We start from the raw sequence: 24,287 nt of genomic DNA on the forward strand, positions 1-24,287 counted from the left end.
TCTTTTTTTTATGCCATTTTCAGCTTACATGCCGATGTTCAGAAATTGTATAGTTCCATCTCATACAATGTAGTTTGGTTCGGATGATCTCAGCTGACATAAAGCAAAATTCATAGCCGCGATATCTTGATTACCGCCGCTAAACATACAGCAGCGAATTTAAAAGCCTGTCATTCTTCAAATAGAAAAGTATTTTCAGGGATTCATTTTCCAGGCTCAATCGATCCGTACACAAAAACATGATAAAAGGGGAGGAATCACAATTTGAGATCGAAAAAATATTCGTTCAGCCTCAGCAAAAAAAGAGGGCTGAAACCATTTTTGATCACTTGCCTGGCATTGTATTTGATCTTCAGTCAAGTTGTCGGCTTTACGCTGACGGCAGTGGCTGCCGGCACATCAACAGGGAGCAGCGTGTTTTTTAATTCAGTGACAATCAAAAACAGCGAAGATCAAACGGTTGACGGGTCAAAGGGAGACGACCCGGCATTAAAACCGGGTGACAAAGTGACACTCACATACGAGTGGGCGTTAAAAAACGATGAAGAAGCCGGCACCGAAAAAAGCTTCACTGTAGAGGTGCCTAAAAGCTTCGAATTCGCTCAGGATGCCAAGGGAGATGTGAAATCGGCAGATCAGCAGATCATCGGCAGCTATGAGGTGAAAGCGGACAGCAACATTTTGACCGTAACCTTGAACAGCACTGCAGAGGCAAAAGGGTCCATCACTCTGGAAGCAAAGTTTGCCGCTGCCGTGAAAAGCGGTACAAAAACGGTCACCGCTCTCTTTCAACTCGGAGCAGGCAAGACGCAGCAAGCAGTCATCCCTGTAAATACAGGATCCGAATCGGAAACGGCGAAAAACGATTCTCCGTCATCTGAGGATGATCAGGCAGCAGCTGACGATCAATCAAAATCTTCAGGGGAGCAGGACGAAGAGGAAACGAAGACAAAAGCTGCTGACACTGAGAGCAGCGATTCAAAACCGCCAGCATCTTCAAGACTAGCGGCAGCCGGGAGCCTTGCGTCCGGAGGTAATCAAATCACCCAAAATATTTTAACCGGCGTGACGCTGACAGATGAACACGGAAAGCCTTATGACAAAAGCAACCGGGCCGACACGAATTCTCCGGCAAAAATTTCAATCACTTGGGACATCCCGGATGAGCTCGGAAAGACGATAAATGACGGCGATCGCTACGAATTTGATCTGCCTGAAGCTTTCATTATGTACAACGATATTACGAATCAGCCATTAAGCTCAGGCGGTATCACGTACGGCTATTTTTCAATTGATACAAAAGGCCATGTTGTGATGACGTTTAATGGTGAAGTGAAAACAGATTCGAAGGTCAAAGGCACGTTGTTTGTCAATACGCAGTTCAACGCGCAAAAAATAAAAGGATCGACGACTCAAAAGATTCCCTTCCCGGTGAAATCAGACACTCCGGAGGTAACGGTTTATTTTAAACCAAACGTAAGCAAAACCATCGATAAATCAGGAATTTTTGATAAAGGCATCAATCCGGGGCAAGTCACATGGACAGTCGACCTCAACAAAAAATTGGATCAAGTCAAAAATGCCAAGTTGACCGAGAACTTTCCGGAGGGGCTGATCTATCGTTCTGTCAAAGTTTATCAACTCGATGTCAACATAGATGGTTCAGTCAGCCAGGGAGATGAAGTTCTTTCAGGCTACACTGTAGACGCAAATGGGAATGTCACATTTGACGGTGAGATAGATTCGGCTTATCGCCTGATCTATGTGACGGACATCGATGACTCCGCAAAGCCGGACGAAGGCGGAAATGCTGCATTTACGAACAAGGCGACATTCGGCGGAGACAATCTGGAACCGGCTTCTGCAGAGGCCTCTGTCACAGCCAAATACGGGAAAATGATCGAAAAATCGTCGACAGGTTATAAAAGCGATTCACAGACTTTCAGCTGGACGATTTTATATAACTATGGTGAGAAGAAGATTGACGAATCCAAGGCGAGCATAACAGACTCGTTTGGTTCCGCTGATTTGCAGCTTGTTTCAGATTCCTTGAAGGTGATTCCGATTACCTTCAATCAGAACGGAAGTGAACAGGCGGGAACGCCTCTAACGGAAGGCAAAGACTATACGCTCTCCGATAATGGAAGCGGGTTTGAAATCAAATTTAACCAAAATGTTACCGGAGCTTACAAAATCACATATCAAACCGAGGTCAACAGCGGAGTGATCATCGATAAATCGACAACGTATACGAACACCGCAGTGACCGGAACAGGGGAATCAAAGAAAGCTTCCGGTACAGCCATTCAACAGAATTTGATAAAAGGCTATTCAAACATTGATTACAAGAATAAAACGGTCGATTGGACGATCGCAATCAACAAAAACAACTACACGATGAACAATTGGAAGTTGGATGATAATTTCGAAAGCGGCGGGCTCGCGCTCCTCGATGGATCATTCCGTCTTCAGGATGTGACGAATAACAAAACGCTTCAAGAAGGCAAAGACTATACATTGACAATAAAACCGGATCATGAAGGTTTTCTTCTGGAACTCATCGGAGATTATGCAACAACAAACAGCCAATTTAAGATCACTTATACGACGAATATGAATGCCGACTTTTCAAACGAAAATGTCAAAAACACGGCTGAATCAACCTGGACAGATCACAGCAGCACTGAACGCAAAAATAAGGAAACGAGCAGTTTTACACCGAATCGCCAGACATCCCACAACGGTTTCAAAAACGGCTCATATAACGCGGTTTCAAAAGAAATCACGTGGAAAATCGGGATCAACTATAATGGTGAGCCGTCAAAGAATCCTTATATTAAAGATGCTTTAGCAGATGACCAGCAATTTGTTAAAGGTTCAGTGGTCGTCAAGAGCTATGCAGTCAATAAAGACGGTTCCATCACAGAAGGAGACATCCTGCCCGCTTCACAATATGATGTGGAGGAGCCGTCGGCTGACAATAAACAAACGCTGACTGTCCATTTGAAAACGGACGATTCCGTCCCGTATCTTATTGTATTTAAAACTTCGCTTAAAGGGCAGGTCATTAAGCGTGACCCTTACACCAACAAGGCGACGTATTATAATGCCGGATACTCAGAGCGTGAGTTGACGGCATCCGTTTCGGTCGCCGACGGAGGAAGCCTCGTTTTCAAAGGAGGCAAACAAAACGGAGGTTATGTCGATTGGAGTATTAATGTCAATGCGAGCCAGTCGGTATTGGAGGATGTAAAAGTCACCGATACTCCGGATACCAACCAAATTTTAGCTGAAGATTCTTTTAAAGTTTATCAAGCTAAATACGATGAAAAAGGTGCAGTCAAAGACAGCGGAGGAAATCTTGTCCCGGATGATGTTCAGCTTCAAAAAGGCGAAGACTATACACTGGACATCAAGACCGACAATGCAACCGGTGAACAATCATTTGTCCTGAAATTTACAGGTGATTACAAAAAAATCGACCGCGCCTATGTGATTCAATACCAATCATTAATCAATATTGCCGGCACGAGCGGTCATGTTCACAACAAAGTGTCGATTTCGGGAACGAATGTTCAGGAACAAACCCAGGAAAACAACAGCTCGGTCTTTGTTGCCGTTTCAAGCGGCGGCGGTTCAGGCTCAGGTGAAAGAGGCAGCTTGACAATCCTTAAAACGGGGGAAGGCGGCACACCGCTTTCTGGAGCAGATTTTCAATTGCGGACAAAAGATAATGAGCGGCTTCTGCGGACAGGAACGACTGACGACGACGGCAAGCTGACATTCGGTAATATCCGCTACGGGACTTACATTTTAAAAGAAATCAAGCCGCCTGACGGATATACGATCAGCGACGCTTATGCAGACGGGGTCTCCGTTGAGATTAACAGCAGCTCTTCCAGTGCCGGAGCGCTTTACAAAGTCGTGAATGAAAAGAATAAGGTGACGCTTATCAAACAAGACGAACAAAAGAATCCTTTGGAAGGAGCCGTGTTCAAGCTGGAGAAAAAATCCGGCGATGGCACCTTTACAACAATACGTACGAGTATTAAGAGCAATGAAAACGGAAAAGTAGAAATCAACGGTTTACCGCCCGGCAATTATCGTTTGCTGGAAACGAAAGCTCCAGAAGGATATCTCTTAAATACAAAAGAAATCAGCTTCTCCGTCAAAACGAATGATAAGAATCAAGTACCTGACGTTGATTTAGGAACATTGATCAACTATAAAGGCAGAGCACATTTAACGAAAGAAGATGCAGAAGGCCGTCAATTAGAGGGGGCTGAATTCAAGCTCATTGATCATGAAGGCAAAATCGTTCATGAAAAGCTCACCTCAGATCAAGACGGGAAAATCGCAGTATCTGATCTTGCGCCTGGCCGCTATGCCTTTGTTGAAACCAAAGCCCCCGAGGGCTATGTGATAAACAGCAAGGCAATCGAGTTTACCATATCTGAATCGGCAAAAGAAAAACCGGAATCCGTGGACGCAGGCAAAGCCGTCAACTATAAAGGTTCGGTTTATTTGACAAAAGAGGATGCGGAAGGCCGTACGCTGAAGGGCGCTGAGTTTAAGATCGTTGATCATGAAGGCAAAACCGTTCATGAAAAGCTCACTTCCGATGAAGACGGAAAAATCGCAGTTTCAGGCCTGGCGCCTGGGCGCTATGCTTTCGTGGAAACGAAGGCGCCCGAGGGCTTTATGTTAAACAACGATCAAATAGAATTCACCATCCCGGGCTCAGCTGAAGGGAAACCGGAGCCAGTTGATGCAGGCGCCGCTGTTAATTATAAAGGCTCGGTTCATTTAACAAAAGAAGATGCGGAAGGCCACAAGCTTGAAGGAGCCGTTTTTAAGATCGCAGATCAAAACGGGAATACCGTACAGGAGGAACTGGTCTCAGATCGAAATGGAACTGTTACGGCTTCAGGCCTGGCGCCTGGGCGCTATGCTTTCGTAGAAACGAAAGCGCCTGATGGATTTGTATTGAACAGCGGGAAAATAGAGTTTGTCATCCCGGATGCCGCTGAAGGAAAACCTGCCCATGTAGATGCGGGTAAAGCCATCAACTACAAAGGTTCGGTTTATTTGCAGAAAGAAGATGAAGACGGCAATGGATTAGAAGGAGCCGTGTTTAAAATCATTGACAGCGAAGGCAAAACGGTCAAAGACGATTTGATCTCTAAAGAAGGCGGCAAAATCGAGGCTGGCGATTTGGCGCCGGGAAGCTATCAATTTGTTGAAAAACATGCGCCTGACGGTTACCTGCTGTCAACAGATCCGATCCCATTTTCCATTACCGGGAAACACGAAGGTGAGCCGAAACAGGTTAAACTGACGGCTCTCAACAAGAAAAACAGCGTTGTGCTCACAAAAGTCGGCCAGGATGACAAGAGCGCCGGACTTCAGGGAGCGCAGTTCGATTTGACAGATGAAACCGGCAAGGTGCTGAAAACCGGTTTGGCAACAGACGCAGACGGCCGGATCACAGTGTACGGTCTTAAGCCCGGTAACTACCAATTTGTCGAAACAAAAGCGCCTAAGCATTATCAATTGGATAAGACGCCAATATCGTTCACAGTCAAAAATACTGATACAAAGCCAATTGAAATGACTGCAGAGAATCAATTGACACCGGGCGATGCGAAACTGACGAAAGTGGACCGCAACGATAAAAAAGCTGTGTTGAAAGGAGCAGAATTCAAGCTGCTCGATGCCGATGGAAAGCCTGTTAAAGCCGCAGGCAACGGGAAAAAGCTGCCGGCAGTCTGGACTACAGATCAAAACGGTCAATTTATTGCGGAAGGTTTGGCACCTGGGCGCTATCAATTTGTCGAAACGAAGGCGCCTGACGGTTATAAGTTGGATGAAACGCCGATTCCTTTTGAAATTAAAAAAGGACAGTCAAAACCGGTCGAGATCACAGCATCCAATGAAAAGCTGAAAACGCCGGCTGTTGACAAAGGCACATCGAACCCGAATTCGGGAGACCCTAAAACAGATAACAAAGGCACACCGGACCGAAATTCGAACGGAGATCCTAAAGGTCATTTGAAAGATACGCTTCCGAAAACCGGTGATAGAGACAGCATCATTCCGATCATGATCGGCATCCTGCTGATTCTGTCTGGAGGAGTCTTCGCTTTCTACACAAGAAAGAAACAAAGAAAGGCGTAAACGAATCATTTATGCACCTGATCATGAAACCGGTCAGGTGCTTTTTTGAAAAACGGCATTCGTTCAATTGACATAAAGGTTAGAAAGGACTGTGGGACATGTATAAAAAAATGATCGTTGCCGTACTTGTCATATCAGGTATACTATTCGTCTTGTCTCCTTTTATTAAAGAAAGCATCATCATCAATCTCAGCAAGAATAAAAGTTTTGAATTGACTGCTGAACAGGCGGAACAAAACAATACGCAAAAGGCGTCATTTGATTTTGAAGCGATTCAGCCGCCTTCTTTTATGGAAGCAGTAAAAGCCGGCCTCGATCGTGAATCGAAAGCGGTCATCGGCCGGATCACCATAAGCAGCGTCAATATCAAGCTGCCGATATTGAAAGGCACAACCAATCAAAATCTTCTCTACGGAGCGACAACAATGCGTCCCGATCAGAAAATGGGCGAGGGCAACTACCCGTTGGCCGGACATCATATGAAGCGGGAGAACCTCTTATTCGGCCCTCTTATCCATATTAAAAAAGGGGACACCGTTAAAATCACAGACTTTAAAAAAGACTATATATACACTGTGACATCCAAACAATTCATTTCTGAAACGGACACAGATGTGATTCAAGAGACGAAAGAAAAAGAAATTACGCTGATGACATGTGACAAAGCCGTGAGAACCGAAGGGCGCCTTGCGGTTAAAGGAAAGCTGATTCATGTTGCTGTTCACAGATAATTGAAATGTCCGCTGCAGGCAGGAAAAAATACTGAGGGAAAGCCCCTTGGTATTTTTTTATTGGGACTAAAATTCTACACATCACAAAAAAGTGACAAAAAGATCACTATGAAATGACAATAGTGAAAAAATGCTGATAAATAATAAAAAAAGAAATGGAATTATGTGAGTTGGATGAAATTCCTATCATAACGCCCTTAATTAGGCTTTTTAAAATGAAAAAAAGATAAATTTTCTGAAATTTATGTTGACTGAAAGCGCTTTTAAAATTATGATAATATCAGACATAACAAAGATATACCAAAAACATAACTATAATATAACAATGTATTTAAACGGCATATAAATGAAAGCGATTCCAAAATATTCCGTGGTAGGCAATTGGTTGTGCGGAAGCTCCGGCTTCCATCAAAATAAAATTTTCAATTTTCTGTTAAGGGGGTGGTTGGCGAAACTTTCGAAAGTTGGGAATGAGTCTTTTGGGAAAAGAAATGAGCTCCTTTTAAGGATGTTTTCGAAAACCTTTGGAAATAAATCAATTTTTAAAAACAAAGGCGGGGGAAATCAATATGAATGAACAGGGAAATCAGAAATCATTTTTGCGTACTGTTATTTTAGTCTCGACGTTCGGCGGACTTCTATTCGGATATGACACCGGAGTGATCAACGGAGCTTTGCCTTATATGTCTGAAGGAGATCAGCTGAACCTGACTGCCTTTACAGAAGGGTTGGTCGCAAGTTCGCTTCTCCTGGGAGCGGCATTGGGGGCGGTATTCGGCGGAAGGCTCTCCGATTATATCGGGCGCCGCAAAAACATCATTTTTCTAGCTGTGCTTTTCTTTTTCTCGACGCTCGGATGTACGCTTGCGCCTGATGTGACGATTATGGTCATCTCTCGGTTCCTGCTTGGAGTTGCTGTAGGGGGAGCATCTGTTACGGTACCGACTTATTTGGCTGAAATGTCTCCTTCAGAGAAAAGGGGACGAATGGTTACCCAAAATGAATTAATGATTGTCTCCGGACAGCTCTTGGCATTTACTTTCAATGCCATCCTCGGAACCACAATGGGGGATAGTTCCCATGTTTGGCGTTACATGCTGGCCATTGCCGCAGTCCCGGCTGTGTTCTTGTTCTTTGGTATGCTGAGAATGCCCGAAAGTCCGCGCTGGCTTGTCTCTAAAGGGAAAAATGAAGCGGCGCTGGGCGTTCTGAAAAGAATCCGCGAGGAAAAAAGGGCGCATTCGGAAGTTGCTGAAATCGAAGCTGCGGTCATGAAAGAATCTGAAATGAAAAAAGCGAATTATAAGGATCTGGCTGTTCCATGGGTGCGCCGAATCGTATTTCTCGGAATCGGGATCGCTGTCGTTCAGCAGATTACCGGCGTAAACTCTATCATGTATTACGGTACAGAAATACTCAAAAATGCCGGATTTGAAACAAAAGCTGCACTTATCGGAAATATTGCAAACGGTGTCATTTCAGTTTTGGCGACATTCGTGGGGATTTGGCTTTTAGGGAAGGTCGGGCGCAGACCGATGCTGTTGACCGGTTTAATAGGGACGACCTCAGCTTTGCTGCTGATCGGCATCTTCTCAAACGCCCTTCAAGGTTCAGCTGCTCTTCCGTATGTCGTACTTACGCTGACAGTAACCTTTCTTGCATTCCAGCAAGGTGCTATTTCTCCTGTAACATGGCTCATGCTTTCTGAAATATTCCCGCTTCGCGTTCGCGGTCTAGGGATGGGCGTCACCGTGTTTTGTTTGTGGATCGTCAATTTCTTTGTCGGATTTTCATTCCCGATATTGCTTGATGCGATTGGACTGTCATCGACATTCTACATTTTTGTCGGACTTGGACTTCTTTCCATTGCATTCGTGAAAAAATTCCTTCCTGAAACAAAAGGTCTCACACTTGAACAGCTTGAGCATAATTTCCGCAACTACAAATCGGAAAAAGCACCAAGCGACGCGAGCGCTAAAATCAGCGGATGACAATTTTGTTGAGGGACATACAGGTCGAGTCCCATCGGTGGAGAATATAGATGAAGGATTTGAAGTTTGCAGGCAGAAATCTTCCTATAACAAGATTTCTGCCTGTATTTTTGTATACGATGCGGAAAAGCAGCCTATTGGAGGCGCCTTTAGAATATCTTAAAAGACGTTCGTAAAATAAAAGCTTCATTAAATGATCGTGCAAGAGTGATGTCGAAGTTAACGATTTACAGCTTCGGTTCCGTATATAACTTGATGAAGCGGGGAACATTCAATAAAACATCACATAAGATGAAAAGGGCAGGTAAAACGTCATCTATTATGAATGGCTGTAAGCATAATTTTTTTAGAAGTATAAAAAAACGAAAAAAGTGTTGACGGATGAATTGAAGGCATGATATATTATTATTCGTCGCTAAGACAACGAAGTTACAACTTCGAAATGCCGCTATAATATTCATCATTTAAAGGGTGTACAAAAACCTTAAAATGTGTATAATGGATAAAGTCGAAACAAAAAAGCTTCATCCTTTCGGTAGAAAAACTTCAAAAAAACTTCTTGACTTTAACTGATATTCATAGTATTATAGTTAAGTCGCCTGATGAAGCGCCCGTAGCTCAATTGGATAGAGCGTTTGACTACGGATCAAAAGGTTAGGGGTTCGACTCCTCTCGGGCGCGCCATATATTCGCAATGCGGGTGTAGTTTAGTGGTAAAACCTCAGCCTTCCAAGCTGATGTCGTGAGTTCGATTCTCATCACCCGCTCCAATTTTAGAATGATCTTTGAAAACTAAACAAGACAAAACGTACCTGTTAATTCATTTTTTTATAAATCGCACAGCGATGTGCGTAGTCAGTCAAACTACTTTATCGGAGAGTTTGATCCTGGCTCAGGACGAACGCTGGCGGCGTGCCTAATACATGCAAGTCGAGCGGACAGATGGGAGCTTGCTCCCTGATGTTAGCGGCGGACGGGTGAGTAACACGTGGGTAACCTGCCTGTAAGACTGGGATAACTCCGGGAAACCGGGGCTAATACCGGATGCTTGATTGAACCGCATGGTTCAATTATAAAAGGTGGCTTTTAGCTACCACTTACAGATGGACCCGCGGCGCATTAGCTAGTTGGTGAGGTAACGGCTCACCAAGGCAACGATGCGTAGCCGACCTGAGAGGGTGATCGGCCACACTGGGACTGAGACACGGCCCAGACTCCTACGGGAGGCAGCAGTAGGGAATCTTCCGCAATGGACGAAAGTCTGACGGAGCAACGCCGCGTGAGTGATGAAGGTTTTCGGATCGTAAAACTCTGTTGTTAGGGAAGAACAAGTACCGTTCGAATAGGGCGGTACCTTGACGGTACCTAACCAGAAAGCCACGGCTAACTACGTGCCAGCAGCCGCGGTAATACGTAGGTGGCAAGCGTTGTCCGGAATTATTGGGCGTAAAGCGCGCGCAGGCGGTTTCTTAAGTCTGATGTGAAAGCCCCCGGCTCAACCGGGGAGGGTCATTGGAAACTGGGGAACTTGAGTGCAGAAGAGGAGAGTGGAATTCCACGTGTAGCGGTGAAATGCGTAGAGATGTGGAGGAACACCAGTGGCGAAGGCGACTCTCTGGTCTGTAACTGACGCTGAGGCGCGAAAGCGTGGGGAGCGAACAGGATTAGATACCCTGGTAGTCCACGCCGTAAACGATGAGTGCTAAGTGTTAGAGGGTTTCCGCCCTTTAGTGCTGCAGCAAACGCATTAAGCACTCCGCCTGGGGAGTACGGTCGCAAGACTGAAACTCAAAGGAATTGACGGGGGCCCGCACAAGCGGTGGAGCATGTGGTTTAATTCGAAGCAACGCGAAGAACCTTACCAGGTCTTGACATCCTCTGACAACCCTAGAGATAGGGCTTCCCCTTCGGGGGCAGAGTGACAGGTGGTGCATGGTTGTCGTCAGCTCGTGTCGTGAGATGTTGGGTTAAGTCCCGCAACGAGCGCAACCCTTGATCTTAGTTGCCAGCATTCAGTTGGGCACTCTAAGGTGACTGCCGGTGACAAACCGGAGGAAGGTGGGGATGACGTCAAATCATCATGCCCCTTATGACCTGGGCTACACACGTGCTACAATGGGCAGAACAAAGGGCAGCGAAGCCGCGAGGCTAAGCCAATCCCACAAATCTGTTCTCAGTTCGGATCGCAGTCTGCAACTCGACTGCGTGAAGCTGGAATCGCTAGTAATCGCGGATCAGCATGCCGCGGTGAATACGTTCCCGGGCCTTGTACACACCGCCCGTCACACCACGAGAGTTTGTAACACCCGAAGTCGGTGAGGTAACCTTTTGGAGCCAGCCGCCGAAGGTGGGACAGATGATTGGGGTGAAGTCGTAACAAGGTAGCCGTATCGGAAGGTGCGGCTGGATCACCTCCTTTCTAAGGATATTATACGGAATATAAGACCTTGCGGTCTTATAGACAGGTACGTTTAGATCTTGTTTAGTTTTGAAGGATCATTCCTTCAAAGCGTGTTCTTTGAAAACTAGATAACAGTAGACATCACATTCAATTCGTAATGCAAGATATCACGTAGTGATTCTTTTTAACGGTTAAGTTAGAAAGGGCGCACGGTGGATGCCTTGGCACTAGGAGCCGATGAAGGACGGGACGAACACCGATATGCTTCGGGGAGCTGTAAGCAAGCTTTGATCCGGAGATTTCCGAATGGGGAAACCCACTGCTCGTAATGGAGCAGTATCCATATCTGAATTCATAGGATATGAGAAGGCAGACCCGGGGAACTGAAACATCTAAGTACCCGGAGGAAGAGAAAGCAAATGCGATTCCCTGAGTAGCGGCGAGCGAAACGGGAACAGCCCAAACCAAGAGGCTTGCCTCTTGGGGTTGTAGGACACTCTGTACGGAGTTACAAAAGAACGAGGTAGATGAAGAGGCCTGGAAAGGCCCGCCATAGGAGGTAACAGCCCTGTAGTCAAAACTTCGTTCTCTCCTGAGTGGATCCTGAGTACGGCGGAACACGTGAAATTCCGTCGGAATCCGGGAGGACCATCTCCCAAGGCTAAATACTCCCTAGTGACCGATAGTGAACCAGTACCGTGAGGGAAAGGTGAAAAGCACCCCGGAAGGGGAGTGAAAGAGATCCTGAAACCGTGTGCCTACAAGTAGTCAGAGCCCGTTAACGGGTGATGGCGTGCCTTTTGTAGAATGAACCGGCGAGTTACGATCCCGTGCAAGGTTAAGTTTGAAAAGACGGAGCCGCAGCGAAAGCGAGTCTGAATAGGGCGCATGAGTACGTGGTCGTAGACCCGAAACCAGGTGATCTACCCATGTCCAGGGTGAAGTTCAGGTAACACTGAATGGAGGCCCGAACCCACGCACGTTGAAAAGTGCGGGGATGAGGTGTGGGTAGGGGTGAAATGCCAATCGAACCTGGAGATAGCTGGTTCTCTCCGAAATAGCTTTAGGGCTAGCCTCAAGGTAAGAGTCTTGGAGGTAGAGCACTGATTGGACTAGGGGCCCCTACCGGGTTACCGAATTCAGTCAAACTCCGAATGCCAAAGACTTATCCTTGGGAGTCAGACTGCGAGTGATAAGATCCGTAGTCGAAAGGGAAACAGCCCAGACCGCCAGCTAAGGTCCCAAAGTATACGTTAAGTGGAAAAGGATGTGGAGTTGCTTAGACAACCAGGATGTTGGCTTAGAAGCAGCCACCATTTAAAGAGTGCGTAATAGCTCACTGGTCGAGTGACTCTGCGCCGAAAATGTACCGGGGCTAAACGTATCACCGAAGCTGCGGACTGTTCTTACGAACAGTGGTAGGAGAGCGTTCTAAGGGCTGTGAAGCGAGACCGGAAGGACTCGTGGAGCGCTTAGAAGTGAGAATGCCGGTATGAGTAGCGAAAGAGGGGTGAGAATCCCCTCCACCGAATGCCTAAGGTTTCCTGAGGAAGGCTCGTCCGCTCAGGGTTAGTCGGGACCTAAGCCGAGGCCGAAAGGCGTAGGCGATGGACAACAGGTTGATATTCCTGTACCACCTCCTCACCATTTGAGCAATGGGGGGACGCAGGAGGATAGGGTAAGCGCGGTATTGGATATCCGCGTCCAAGCAGTTAGGCTGGGAAATAGGCAAATCCGTTTCCCATAAGGCTGAGCTGTGATGGCGAGCGAAATATAGTAGCGAAGTTCCTGATTCCACACTGCCAAGAAAAGCCTCTAGCGAGGTGAGAGGTGCCCGTACCGCAAACCGACACAGGTAGGCGAGGAGAGAATCCTAAGGTGATCGAGAGAACTCTCGTTAAGGAACTCGGCAAAATGACCCCGTAACTTCGGGAGAAGGGGTGCTCTGTTAGGGTGCAAGCCCGAGAGAGCCGCAGTGAATAGGCCCAGGCGACTGTTTAGCAAAAACACAGGTCTCTGCGAAGCCGTAAGGCGAAGTATAGGGGCTGACGCCTGCCCGGTGCTGGAAGGTTAAGAGGAGCGCTTAGCGTAAGCGAAGGTGCGAATTGAAGCCCCAGTAAACGGCGGCCGTAACTATAACGGTCCTAAGGTAGCGAAATTCCTTGTCGGGTAAGTTCCGACCCGCACGAAAGGCGCAACGATCTGGGCACTGTCTCAACGAGAGACTCGGTGAAATTATAGTACCTGTGAAGATGCAGGTTACCCGCGACAGGACGGAAAGACCCCGTGGAGCTTTACTGCAGCCTGATATTGAATGTTGGTACAGCTTGTACAGGATAGGTAGGAGCCTTGGAAACCGGAGCGCCAGCTTCGGTGGAGGCATCGGTGGGATACTACCCTGGCTGTATTGACCTTCTAACCCGCCGCCCTTATCGGGCGGGGAGACAGTGTCAGGTGGGCAGTTTGACTGGGGCGGTCGCCTCCTAAAAGGTAACGGAGGCGCCCAAAGGTTCCCTCAGAATGGTTGGAAATCATTCGCAGAGTGTAAAGGCACAAGGGAGCTTGACTGCGAGACCTACAAGTCGAGCAGGGACGAAAGTCGGGCTTAGTGATCCGGTGGTTCCGCATGGAAGGGCCATCGCTCAACGGATAAAAGCTACCCCGGGGATAACAGGCTTATCTCCCCCAAGAGTCCACATCGACGGGGAGGTTTGGCACCTCGATGTCGGCTCATCGCATCCTGGGGCTGTAGTCGGTCCCAAGGGTTGGGCTGTTCGCCCATTAAAGCGGTACGCGAGCTGGGTTCAGAACGTCGTGAGACAGTTCGGTCCCTATCCGTCGCGGGCGCAGGAAATTTGAGAGGAGCTGTCCTTAGTACGAGAGGACCGGGATGGACGCACCGCTGGTGTACCAGTTGTTCTGCCAAGGGCATCGCTGGGTAGCTATGTGCGGACGGGATAAGTGCTGAAAGCATCTAAGCATGAAGCCCCCCTCAAGATGAGATTTCCCATTCCGCAAGGAAGTAAGATCCCTGAAAGATGATCAGGTTGATAGGTCTGAGGTGGAAGTGTGGCGACACATGGAGCTGACAGATACTAATCGATCGAGGACTTAACCTAAATGTTTGTGAATTGTCTGACCGTTATCTAGTTTTGAGAGAATGCCTCTCAAAAGCCAAAGGCAAGGAAACTCGGCTAAAGGCCCTCACATCCTGTGAGGAACGCCCAGTACCTTCGTCCTGAAGGCAAATAGTTTGGTGGCGATAGCGAAGAGGTCACACCCGTTCCCATGCCGAACACGGAAGTTAAGCTCTTCAGCGCCGATGGTAGTTGGGGGATTCCCCCTGTGAGAGTAGGACGCCGCCAAGCTGTTTATATTATCGCGGGGTGGAGCAGTTCGGTAGCTCGTCGGGCTCATAACCCGAAGGTCGCAGGTTCAAATCCTGCCCCCGCAACCAAATCTAATTTCCATACAAAGAAAATAAATAAAAAGTGGTCCGGTAGTTCAGTTGGTTAGAATGCCTGCCTGTCACGCAGGAGGTCGCGGGTTCGAGTCCCGTCCGGACCGCCATGTTGTACACAAACGAAATCTTTGAGGTTTTCGTTTTTTTTTATGTCTTCTTTCAGGTCTATGCTGAAAACTTGGCTTCATCGGCGTTTTTCACAATGTTTGCCGAGTTTCTTTATTTCTTGGATAATTGGTGAGAATTCGATAAACTAATGATAGTGTTTTGATTGGTTGCAACAGCAAAGGAGCAAATGATCTTATGGACGAATTTGAATTGATTCAAAGGATTACGCCCCGTTCGCTTTTTCACCGAGAAATAGAGATCGGTATTGGGGACGATGCCGCTGTTTATCATACAAAGAACGGTTATCAGGAGATTGTTGCGGTCGATACGATGGTCGACGGTATTCATTTTTTATCATCCCATTCATCGCCTGCCGATATCGGATATAAAGCATTGGCTGTGAATATTAGTGATATTGCCGCGATGGGAGGCAGCCCCAAGTATTATCTTGTGTCCATTGCTGTTCCTTCCGGCTGGCACGCGGTGGATATTGAAGCCATGTATGAAGAAATGAATAAACTGGCGACACTATATCAAATGGACTTAATCGGCGGTGACACCGTATCTGCCAACGGGCCGCTCGTTTTGACCGTAACAGTAATCGGCGAGATTGAAAAGGGCAGAACTTGTTTAAGAAGCCATGCCGAACCCGGGGATGTCGTTTTTGTGACGGGAGAACTTGGCTCATCTGCTGCCGGTCTGGCTTTTATATTGGGCCAAGCAGAGATGAAAGACGAGAAGCAGTCTCAATATTTTATAGAGCGGCACAAGAGGCCTTTGCCGAGGGTTGAGGCAGGTTTGCTCTGTTCAGGCTATCATCATGTGGCACTTAATGATATCAGCGACGGGCTTGCCAGCGAATTAAATGAAATTGCCGAAGCGAGCCGTGTTTCCATTGACATATATAAAGAGATGATTCCGGTCCATTCGGATTTACATACACTGAACACAAAATGGGAAGAGTGGGTCCTTTTCGGCGGCGAGGATTTTGAACTCGTCGGTACGATTTCTAATGATCAATGGGAACGTTTTAGTCAGGAATGCTCTGAACGTCATGTGCCGGTTTATCAAATCGGCCGCGTCACACAACAAGGGCAGGCGGACGTGTTTTATCATAATGGACAGGACCGCGTTCTTCTCGAAAAAAAAGGATATAACCATTTTAAATAAGACAGGTGACAAGTAAAGTGAAAACGTTAGAGTGGAAAACGACAGAGCCTGAAGAGACAAAAAACATTGCCAGACTGGCAGCAAAGTATGTTCTGCCCGGTGATGTCATCACATTGGAGGGCGACCTTGGAGCAGGCAAAACGACTTTTACAAAAGGATTTGCCGAAGGGCTCGGAATCAAGCGGGTTGTCAGCAGCCCGACTTTTACCATTATCAAAGAATACCGGGACGGCTCTCTTCCGCTGTTTCATATGGATGTTTACAGAATGGAAGATGAAACGGAAGATCTCGGATTAGATGAATATTTTGAGGGAGACGGCGTCTGCCTTGTGGAATGGGCGCATTTGATTGAGGAGCAGCTTCCGAAAGAGCTCCTAGAGGTGGTCATTAAGCGGCTTGGCGATGATGAACGAAAGCTGACCTTTACCCCTAAAGGCAGCCGCTACGAAAATCTTTGCGAGGAGATCAGCAAACATGACGATACTTGCGATTGATACATCCAATTTAACGCTCGGCGTGGCATTAGTTAAAGACGGAAAAGTGATAGCCGAGCATATATCCCACTTAAAGAAAAACCATTCAGTCAGAGCTATGCCGGCGATCGACGAACTCCTTAAAGAGTGCGGTTTAGAGCCGAATGACCTGACCCAAATTGCAGTTGCCAAAGGTCCGGGTTCATATACAGGCGTGCGGATCGGTGTTACGATTGCCAAAACGCTTGCATGGTCATTAAATATTCCGATTAAAACCGTTTCAAGCCTTGAAGTGCTGGCGGCAAACGGCCGTTTTTTCCAAGGCTTGATTTGTCCGTTGTTTGATGCCAGACGCGGTCAGGTTTATACGGGACTATACCAGTATAGGGACGGTAAACTGCATGGCTTGGAAGAGGACCAAAACATTCTGCTTGAGGATTGGCTTAAAAAACTGAAAGCCATGGATCAGCAAGTCCTTTTCATAGGAAGTGACACAGAGATTCATCAGGAGATGATCGAACAGATTCTCGGTGAACAAGCGGTCATTGCTGGCCCTGCCCTGCAGCTTCCACGACCTTCAGAATTGGCTTTAATCGGAGAACTTAAAGAGGCCGAGCCTGTGCACAGCGTTGTTCCAAACTATATTCGTCTGGCCGAAGCCGAGGCCGTCTGGCTTGAAAAACAAAAGTAAACGGGTGAAGCCATGAACACGCAAATGGTCATACGCGATATGAATCCAAAAGATTTGGACCAGGTTTTTGAAATTGAAAAAAGCTCTTTTTCTTCTCCGTGGAAAAAAGAATCTTTTCATCATGAGCTTTTTCACAATATGTATGCTCATTACCTCGTTCTCGAAGTTGAGGAGCAAGTTGTCGGCTACTGCGGGATTTGGATCGTCATGGATGATGCCCAGATCACCAACATTGCCGTTTCACCTGCATATCGGGGCCGCCGTTTAGGAGAAGCTCTTTTGAAAGCCGCGATGAAGCTTTGCCGGATGAAAAAGGCGGTTCAGCTTTCTTTAGAGGTAAGGGTATCGAATCATATTGCACAAAGCTTATACAAAAAGCTCGGCTTTGAGCCGGGAGGAATTCGTAAAAATTATTATACCGATAATGGGGAAGATGCATTATTAATGTGGGTGAGACTAAATGAATCATAAAAAAGATCTGTATGTATTAGGAATCGAAACAAGCTGTGATGAGACGGCCGCCGCGATTGTCAAAAACGGAACGGATATCATTTCAAATGTCGTAGCGTCGCAAATCGAAAGTCATAAACGGTTTGGCGGCGTTGTTCCCGAGATCGCATCAAGGCATCACGTGGAACAGATGACGATCGTGCTTGAGGAAGCCTTTGCACAAGCGGACATGACATTTGATGACATTGATGCCATCGCAGTAACGGAAGGACCGGGGCTTGTCGGCGCTTTATTGATCGGCGTGAATGCCGCGAAAGCGCTCAGTTTTGCCCGGGGCATACCGCTCGTAGGCATTCATCACATTGCCGGTCACATCTATGCCAACAGACTTGTTCAGGACATTCAATTTCCGGCGATTGCCCTTGTCGTCTCAGGCGGCCACACCGAACTCGTGTATATGAAAGAGCACGGCTCATTTGAAGTCATCGGAGAGACGCTCGACGATGCGGCAGGCGAAGCCTATGACAAAGTGGCGAGAACGATGGGGCTTCCTTATCCGGGAGGACCTCACATTGACAAACTTGCGCAAAAAGGCGAGGCAAATGTGCCGCTGCCGCGCGCATGGCTTGAAGAAGGCTCTTATCATTTCAGCTTCAGCGGATTGAAGTCTGCAGTCATCAACACGCTTCACAACGCTTCACAAAAAGGTGAAACGATAGCTCCGGAAGATTTGTCAGCCAGCTTTCAGGAAAGCGTCATTGATGTCCTCGTCACAAAAACGGAACGCGCTGCGAAAGCTTATGGCGTCAAACAGGTGCTGCTTGCCGGAGGAGTTGCTGCAAACAAAGGGTTGAGAGCGGCGCTTGAAAAAACGTTCAGCAGCCATCCGGAGATTGAGCTTTTGATCCCGCCGCTTTCGCTGTGTACGGACAATGCCGCGATGATTGCCGCCGCAGGTACGGTTGCTTTTGAAAAAGGAATCAGAGGAAAATATGATATGAACGGTCAGCCTGGCTTAGATCTGACGTCTTATTAAAACCTCACGCTCTGTGAGGTTTTTTTGCCCGGGAATAGTTATTAACAGGTTATTAACATATATCCACAGTCTTGTGTATAATGTTAAAAACCTTAATTTACAGACCTTTTTTATCTGTTAATAATGTGTATAAATATTATGTTTTTTGTGGATATTGTGGGTAAATCGCTTTCTTTCTTTTAAATAAAGGATTTTAATTGTGGACAAAAAAACCGCTCCGGCTTGGAGCGGTTCATCCTTTATTCATTTGTAGAGAGTGTTTCCCATTCTGTTAACAGTTGTTCAAGCTCCTCATTCAGCCGTTCATTTTCAGAGTGGATTTCCTGGACCTTCTCATGGTCTTGGAAGACGGCGGGGTCACACAGGAGCTCCTCATTTTTTTCGATCTGTTCTTCAATGTCCGTAATTCTTGTTTCGATTTCTTCAATCCTTCGCTGCCGCTGGCGTTCTTTTCTTTTCAGCTCTTTTTCTTCCTCATAGCTCTTTTTTGCGCCAGGTTTTTCGGAAGCGTTTTTCTGATGCTCTTCCGTCTGTTTTTCTAGTTCTTTCAGTTCAAGCTGCTGCGCTTTTTTTTCTGTGTAATAATCGTAGTCGCCTAAATATTCTTCTGCTTTGTCGCGGGAAAGCTCCAGTACTTTTGTCGCGATCCGGTTGATAAAATAGCGGTCATGGGACACAAATAATATCGTTCCCGGGTAATCGATCAAAGCGTTCTCCAAGACTTCCTTGCTGTCCAGGTCGAGATGGTTTGTCGGCTCATCAAGAATAAGGAAGTTCGCTTTTTGGAGCATCAGCTTGGCGAGGGCAAGCCTTGCTTTTTCGCCGCCGCTTAACGCGTGTACAGGTTTTAATACGTCTTCTCCCGAAAACAGGAAGTTGCCGAGGCAGGTCCGGATATCCTTTTCATTCATTTCCGGATAATCGTCCCAAAGCTCGTCAAGCACGCGTTTTGACGACGTCAATTCAGCCTGTTCCTGGTCATAGTAGCCGATTGAGACATGGGAGCCTGTCGCGATTGTTCCCGATACCGGCTGCAGCTTTTGAATCAATGCTTTTAAAAGGGTTGACTTGCCGATTCCGTTCGGTCCGACCAGTGCAACGCTTTCCCCGCGGGTAATGCGAAAGTTCAATGAACGGAGCAGCGGGGGCTGCTCCTGATAGCTTACTGTCAAGTCTTCCACCCGCAGTACATCGTTTCCGCTTTGCCTTGTAATTTCAAAGCGGAAAGACGCCGACTTTTCATCTCCGAGCGGTTTATCCATGATCTCCATCCGTTCAAGCTGCTTTCGTCTGCTCTGCGCCCGTTTCGTCGTCGAAGCTCTGGCCAGATTCCGGTCGACGAACTCCTGCAGCTTGGCGATTTCGTCCTGCTGCTTTTCATAAAGCTTTGTTTCCTTTTCCAGCTGTTCGGCTTTTAATTGGAGATAAGAGCTGTAGTTCCCGGTATATTTTTTGCTTTGGGACCGGCTGATCTCGTAAACTTGGGTAACCACTTTGTCAAGAAAGTACCTGTCATGGGAAACGATTAAAATCGCTCCGCTGTAATTTTGCAAATATTGTTCAAGCCATGTCAGGGTATCGATATCCAAGTGGTTTGTCGGTTCGTCCAAAATGAGGAGGTCGGGTTTTGTCAAAAGCATTTTTCCGAGGGCAAGCCTTGTTTTTTGACCTCCGCTTAAGTCCTGGACGCGGACGGAGTCGTCAAATCCCGCAAAGCCGAGCCCGTGCATGACGGATCTGACCTCTGCCTCATATTGGTAGCCGCCTTTGTCCTTGAACTCCTGCTGAAGCCTGTCATACGTCTTCATCAATGATTCAAGCATGTCCGGTCCGGCCTGCGCCATCTTTTCCTCGATCGTGCGCATTTCTTTTTCCATTTTTTTTAGAAAATCAAATACCGACAGCAATTCCTCTTTGAGCGTCAGCTTGGAATCGAGGCCGGAATGCTGGTCAAGGTAGCCCATCGTCAAATCTTTCGGCTTGATGATGTCCCCCTTTTCATATGAAAGTTTTCCTGCGATAATCTTTAGAAGAGTCGATTTTCCGGCGCCGTTGCGTCCGACGATCGCAATCCGGTCCCGAGATCTGACTTCGAGTTTTATATTCGTTAAAATCGTATCGGCTCCAAACGATTTTGAAAGTTGGTTCACTTGTAAAATCATCATGATCTTTCACCTCTTGTCTGCTATTTTAAGTGTAGCCTATCACTGCGCAGTCAGCAAACAATTAAGTGAAGTCTGGAAGATTTTAGCCAAAGAAAAAGACAGAATGAAAAAAATAGTGTATGATCGTTATAAGGAGAGTTCAGAACATGAATGAGTTTACACATTTTAATGAACAAGGCAGAGCCAAGATGGTTGATATAAGCGAAAAGGAAGCTTCAGTACGTACAGCTGCGGCTGTTTCAAGCGTGTCTATGAATCGAATAGTACATGAAAAAATCAAAAACCGGGAAATCGGAAAAGGCGATGTATTGTCGGTGGCGCAAGTGGCCGGAATCATGGCCGCAAAACAGACATCCGCCATCATCCCGATGTGCCATCCGATCGCTCTGAAAGGAGTCGACATCGCCTTTCGCTGGGAGGAGAAAGAACAGAAGAGCATCCTGCATATTCAATCTAAAGTGAAGACCAAAGGGAGCACAGGTGTGGAAATGGAAGCGTTAACTTCGGCCTCCGTATGTGCGCTGACCGTATATGACATGTGCAAAGCGGCGGATAAGGGAATGGTGATAGGACCGACCTTTCTTCTCGAAAAGACAGGCGGGAAAAACGGTGACTATAAAAGGGAAAAAGCTGATGTAGACATGGAGGATTAGTTTATGAACATGGATCATTCAAAAATTCCGCAAGCGACAGCGAAACGGTTGCCATTATATTATCGTTTTTTAAAAAACCTTCATGCATCCGGAAAACAGCGTGTATCTTCCGCTGAGCTGAGCGATGCCGTCAAAGTCGATTCTGCGACCATCCGTAGGGACTTCTCGTACTTCGGCGCGCTCGGAAAAAAAGGATACGGCTACAATGTCAATTATTTGCTGTCCTTTTTCAGAAAGACGCTTGATCAGGATGAAATGACGAACGTAACGCTCATTGGCGTGGGGAATTTGGGGACAGCCTTTCTCCATTACAATTTTATCAAAAATAATAATACAAAAATCGCCATGGCGTTTGACATCAATGAGGAAAAAATCGGAACCGAGGTCGGCGGTGTTCCCGTCTATGATCTGAATAGACTTGAAGAGCATATGACGGATGATATCCCCGTCGCCATTTTGACGGTACCGGCTCAAGCCGCACAGTCGATTACAGACAGGCTGGTGGAGCTTGGCATTAAAGGCATTCTTAATTTCACGCCGGCCCGCTTGAATGTGCCGGAACACATTCGCATTCATCATATAGATTTGGCGGTTGAACTTCAGTCGCTGGTGTATTTCATGAAACATTATTCAATGCAGGAAAAGTAAAACGGAAAACGAAAAATAAAGGAAAGGGGGCAGGCTTTATGCCAATCGGTCCTGGAAGCTTTATTTTAATTGTCGTGGTGGCGCTTTTGATATTCGGCCCGAAAAAACTTCCCGAGCTGGGAAGAGCAGCGGGAAACACGCTGAGGGAGTTTAAGAATGCGACAAAAGGTTTGGCTGACGACGATTCCGATAAAAAGAAAGAAGATCAGTAGGATAGGATGACATTTATGAAGGAAAGAGAAATGTCGCTGATAGAACATATCACAGAACTACGCAGACGGCTTGTGATCACTTTTTTCTTTTTTGTTTTATTTGTTGCGGCAGGCTTTTTATTGGCAAAGCCGCTGATTATCTATCTGCAGCAGACGGATGAAGCGAAGCTGCTGACGCTCAACGCGTTCAAGCTGACCGATCCTTTATTTGTGTACGTGCAGTTCGCTTTCATCATCGGCGCCGTCTTGACTTCGCCGCTTGTTTTATACCAGCTGTGGGCTTTCATCAGCCCGGGGCTGTATGAAAAGGAACGAAAAGTGACGCTCAGCTATATTCCGATATCGATTATTCTTTTTTTAGGCGGCATTGCCTTTTCTTACTTTATTTTATTTCCGTTTGTCGTGGACTTTATGACGAGAGTCTCAGATGATCTGAATGTCAACCAGGTCATCGGAATACACGAATATTTTCAGTTTCTGCTTCAGTTGACGCTTCCTTTTGGCTTATTGTTTCAGATGCCTGTGGTCATCATGTTTATCACAAGGCTCGGCCTCGTGACGCCGATGTTTTTGGCGAAAATCAGAAAATACGCATATTTTGTGTTGTTCGTCATCGCGGCCCTCATTACACCGCCTGAGCTTTTGTCGCATTTAATGGTCTCAGTGCCATTGCTCATTCTTTATGAAATCAGTATCGTGATTTCAAGAATATCCTACAGGCAGGCGCAAAAAACAATGATTCAAGAGGAAAATCAAGCGTTTTTGAACGACCATACAAAATAAGAGCCATTCTTTTTCAGAATGGCTCTTTTCCTTCACAAAAAAGGCTATTGATCTTTTCGCTTCATCTTGCCGGCCAGGGCGAACATTTTAAAGGAAATGCTGATATTATAGGCTGCGAAAAGCATCAGCAGGATCGTGTAAAAAGACCACATGCTTCCGGGCGAGGTTGCCGCCAGATATGTAAACAGCACACCCGTTAATAAATAAATCGCTCCCCAGAATTTAGGGCTTCTCATCATAGAAATCCTCCAATAATCATTTGCATTTTCTCGACGTGTTTCAAATATTCTTCAATAGGCTCCCGGAATGTCTGCAGTAAGACGACGAGCGTATTCATGGCGACATGGGCGAAAATAGGCACGATAATCCGGTTGGTTCTGACATATAAAAAGGAGAATGTGAATCCCATTGCTGTATAAATGAGCAGATGGCTGAAATCCAAATGGACGACCGAGAAGAGCACCGAACTGAACAAAGCGGCAATGAAAAAATTCGTTTTCTCATAGATTGCACCGAAAATGATCTTTCTGAAAATGATTTCTTCAAGAATCGGTCCGAATACAGAAGAGACAAACACCATCAGCGGCAATGCGGTGATGATTTCCATGATCCGCTGCGTATTTTCCGATTCCGGGTTGACCCCGAACAAGTACATTTCGATCGAAGCGGCAATTGACTGCGAAAACAAAGCGAGAAAAACGCCGGCTACCGCCCATCCGATTGACGCTCCAACCGATGCTTTCGGGCGGTTGCGAAGCGTCGTCTTCGGCACCGTCCGCAAAATCAGCAGCACGATAACGAGACAGAGGGTAAACGCGATGACAGACCAGACGCCTGTCAATGTAAGCTGGGCTTCAGCCTTTGGCTGTCCTTTGCCCACTCCCAAAAAGTAAAGAAGAGGCAAGCCGACAGCGGCCGACAATTGCATGAGAACGTATGCCAATATAATAAACCAGTATTGTTTTCTCAAGCTTTATGTACTCCTTTTCTAAAAATCTAATTCAGACTATGTTTATTGTAACACACTCTTTTTAAATTATAGGATGATAAGGACATGCGGAGAAATGTAAGCGCAAAAAAATTTGACCTTATCACTTGAAATTGCCTGGGAGATTCTTTATTATAAGAATTGTGT

Annotated in this window: 15 protein-coding genes, 4 tRNA genes and 3 rRNA genes; 19 read left to right on the top strand and 3 right to left on the bottom strand. The window is 46.6% G+C overall.

Annotation, left to right across the window (positions count from 1 at the left end):
• The first annotated feature begins 264 nt into the window (after positions 1-264).
• The 15 genes from MHH76_RS03285 (at position 265) to tsaD (ending at position 18,691) form a co-directional block, all read left to right on the top strand.
• Positions 265-6,177, top strand: coding sequence for a SpaA isopeptide-forming pilin-related protein (locus tag MHH76_RS03285; protein ID WP_043054089.1), 5,913 nt, complete (start codon positions 265-267; stop codon positions 6,175-6,177).
• 98 nt (positions 6,178-6,275) lie between these two features.
• Positions 6,276-6,908: a class A sortase gene (locus MHH76_RS03290; protein WP_020450319.1), complete on the top strand. Its 633-nt coding sequence runs from the start codon at positions 6,276-6,278 to the stop codon at positions 6,906-6,908.
• Between the two features lie 569 nt (positions 6,909-7,477).
• Positions 7,478-8,899 (top strand): sugar porter family MFS transporter, encoded by a 1,422-nt coding sequence (locus MHH76_RS03295; protein ID WP_023857810.1) that lies wholly within the window; start codon positions 7,478-7,480, stop codon positions 8,897-8,899.
• A gap of 607 nt (positions 8,900-9,506) precedes the next feature.
• Positions 9,507-9,583: transfer RNA gene (locus MHH76_RS03300), tRNA-Arg, on the top strand.
• Between the two features lie 12 nt (positions 9,584-9,595).
• Positions 9,596-9,669: transfer RNA gene (locus tag MHH76_RS03305), tRNA-Gly, on the top strand.
• Between the two features lie 99 nt (positions 9,670-9,768).
• A 16S ribosomal RNA gene (locus tag MHH76_RS03310) occupies positions 9,769-11,318 on the top strand.
• 171 nt (positions 11,319-11,489) lie between these two features.
• Positions 11,490-14,419: ribosomal RNA gene (locus tag MHH76_RS03315) — 23S ribosomal RNA — on the top strand.
• Positions 14,420-14,552: 133 nt separating this feature from the next.
• Positions 14,553-14,668 (top strand): 5S ribosomal RNA (gene rrf, locus MHH76_RS03320).
• The 16S, 23S and 5S rRNA genes sit together here with 4 tRNA genes alongside, the layout of an rRNA operon.
• A gap of 12 nt (positions 14,669-14,680) precedes the next feature.
• Positions 14,681-14,757 (top strand) — tRNA-Met (locus tag MHH76_RS03325).
• Positions 14,758-14,793: 36 nt separating this feature from the next.
• A tRNA-Asp gene (locus tag MHH76_RS03330) sits at positions 14,794-14,870 on the top strand.
• Between the two features lie 196 nt (positions 14,871-15,066).
• Entirely contained in the window at positions 15,067-16,041 is a 975-nt protein-coding gene (gene thiL / locus MHH76_RS03335; protein ID WP_023855530.1) for a thiamine-phosphate kinase, read from the top strand.
• A 17-nt stretch (positions 16,042-16,058) separates the two neighbouring features.
• Positions 16,059-16,535, top strand: coding sequence for a tRNA (adenosine(37)-N6)-threonylcarbamoyltransferase complex ATPase subunit type 1 TsaE (gene tsaE, locus MHH76_RS03340; RefSeq protein WP_043054090.1), 477 nt, complete (start codon positions 16,059-16,061; stop codon positions 16,533-16,535).
• Positions 16,516-17,205, top strand: coding sequence for a tRNA (adenosine(37)-N6)-threonylcarbamoyltransferase complex dimerization subunit type 1 TsaB (tsaB, locus tag MHH76_RS03345; RefSeq protein WP_020450324.1), 690 nt, complete (start codon positions 16,516-16,518; stop codon positions 17,203-17,205). The genes tsaE and tsaB overlap by 20 nt, the downstream gene beginning before the upstream one ends.
• Positions 17,206-17,217: 12 nt before the next feature.
• A complete protein-coding gene (rimI, locus tag MHH76_RS03350) occupies positions 17,218-17,676 on the top strand; it encodes a ribosomal protein S18-alanine N-acetyltransferase (RefSeq protein ID WP_023855532.1) in 459 nt (152 codons plus the stop codon).
• Positions 17,666-18,691 (top strand): tRNA (adenosine(37)-N6)-threonylcarbamoyltransferase complex transferase subunit TsaD, encoded by a 1,026-nt coding sequence (tsaD, locus tag MHH76_RS03355; protein WP_026578976.1) that lies wholly within the window; start codon positions 17,666-17,668, stop codon positions 18,689-18,691. Before rimI ends, tsaD begins: the two co-directional genes overlap by 11 nt.
• A 239-nt stretch (positions 18,692-18,930) precedes the next feature.
• Here the strand turns inward: tsaD and MHH76_RS03360 are convergent, their stop codons facing one another.
• A complete protein-coding gene (locus tag MHH76_RS03360; protein WP_020450327.1) occupies positions 18,931-20,856 on the bottom strand; it encodes an ABC-F family ATP-binding cassette domain-containing protein in 1,926 nt (641 codons plus the stop codon).
• Positions 20,857-21,002: 146 nt separating this feature from the next.
• Between MHH76_RS03360 and moaC the strand changes: the two genes are divergently transcribed.
• The 4 genes from moaC to tatC are packed head-to-tail and all read left to right on the top strand — an operon-like array spanning position 21,003 to position 23,152.
• Entirely contained in the window at positions 21,003-21,509 is a 507-nt protein-coding gene (moaC, locus tag MHH76_RS03365; protein WP_020450328.1) for a cyclic pyranopterin monophosphate synthase MoaC, read from the top strand.
• Between the two features lie 3 nt (positions 21,510-21,512).
• On the top strand, positions 21,513-22,157 hold the full coding sequence (locus tag MHH76_RS03370) for a redox-sensing transcriptional repressor Rex (protein WP_020450329.1): 645 nt from the start codon (positions 21,513-21,515) through the stop codon (positions 22,155-22,157).
• Between the two features lie 38 nt (positions 22,158-22,195).
• Positions 22,196-22,369 (top strand): twin-arginine translocase TatA/TatE family subunit, encoded by a 174-nt coding sequence (locus tag MHH76_RS03375; RefSeq protein ID WP_020450330.1) that lies wholly within the window; start codon positions 22,196-22,198, stop codon positions 22,367-22,369.
• A gap of 6 nt (positions 22,370-22,375) precedes the next feature.
• Positions 22,376-23,152 (top strand): twin-arginine translocase subunit TatC, encoded by a 777-nt coding sequence (gene tatC, locus MHH76_RS03380; RefSeq protein WP_020450331.1) that lies wholly within the window; start codon positions 22,376-22,378, stop codon positions 23,150-23,152.
• Positions 23,153-23,196: 44 nt separating this feature from the next.
• Here the strand turns inward: tatC and MHH76_RS03385 are convergent, their stop codons facing one another.
• Together MHH76_RS03385 and MHH76_RS03390 are read right to left on the bottom strand one after the other, a co-directional pair.
• On the bottom strand, positions 23,197-23,388 hold the full coding sequence (locus MHH76_RS03385) for a YdiK family protein (RefSeq protein WP_023855536.1): 192 nt from the start codon (positions 23,386-23,388) through the stop codon (positions 23,197-23,199).
• Entirely contained in the window at positions 23,388-24,122 is a 735-nt protein-coding gene (locus MHH76_RS03390) for a CPBP family intramembrane glutamic endopeptidase (protein WP_020450333.1), read from the bottom strand. Before MHH76_RS03390 ends, MHH76_RS03385 begins: the two co-directional genes overlap by 1 nt.
• Positions 24,123-24,287: the final 165 nt, after the last annotated feature.

It is taken from the genome of Bacillus sp. FSL L8-0193 (genome assembly GCF_037976065.1).
GTDB classification, from domain to species: Bacteria; Bacillota; Bacilli; order Bacillales; family Bacillaceae; genus Bacillus; species Bacillus paralicheniformis.

Coding starts and splice junctions, on each gene's coding strand:
- MHH76_RS03290 (WP_020450319.1), top strand. CDS start 6,276: ATGTATAAAAAAATGATCGTTGCCGTACTTGTCATATCAGGTATACTA.
- MHH76_RS03295 (WP_023857810.1), top strand. CDS start 7,478: ATGAATGAACAGGGAAATCAGAAATCATTTTTGCGTACTGTTATTTTA.
- thiL (WP_023855530.1), top strand. CDS start 15,067: ATGGACGAATTTGAATTGATTCAAAGGATTACGCCCCGTTCGCTTTTT.
- tsaB (WP_020450324.1), top strand. CDS start 16,516: ATGACGATACTTGCGATTGATACATCCAATTTAACGCTCGGCGTGGCA.
- rimI (WP_023855532.1), top strand. CDS start 17,218: ATGAACACGCAAATGGTCATACGCGATATGAATCCAAAAGATTTGGAC.
- tsaD (WP_026578976.1), top strand. CDS start 17,666: ATGAATCATAAAAAAGATCTGTATGTATTAGGAATCGAAACAAGCTGT.
- MHH76_RS03360 (WP_020450327.1), bottom strand. CDS start 20,856: ATGATGATTTTACAAGTGAACCAACTTTCAAAATCGTTTGGAGCCGAT.
- moaC (WP_020450328.1), top strand. CDS start 21,003: ATGAATGAGTTTACACATTTTAATGAACAAGGCAGAGCCAAGATGGTT.
- MHH76_RS03370 (WP_020450329.1), top strand. CDS start 21,513: ATGAACATGGATCATTCAAAAATTCCGCAAGCGACAGCGAAACGGTTG.
- MHH76_RS03375 (WP_020450330.1), top strand. CDS start 22,196: ATGCCAATCGGTCCTGGAAGCTTTATTTTAATTGTCGTGGTGGCGCTT.
- tatC (WP_020450331.1), top strand. CDS start 22,376: ATGACATTTATGAAGGAAAGAGAAATGTCGCTGATAGAACATATCACA.
- MHH76_RS03385 (WP_023855536.1), bottom strand. CDS start 23,388: ATGAGAAGCCCTAAATTCTGGGGAGCGATTTATTTATTAACGGGTGTG.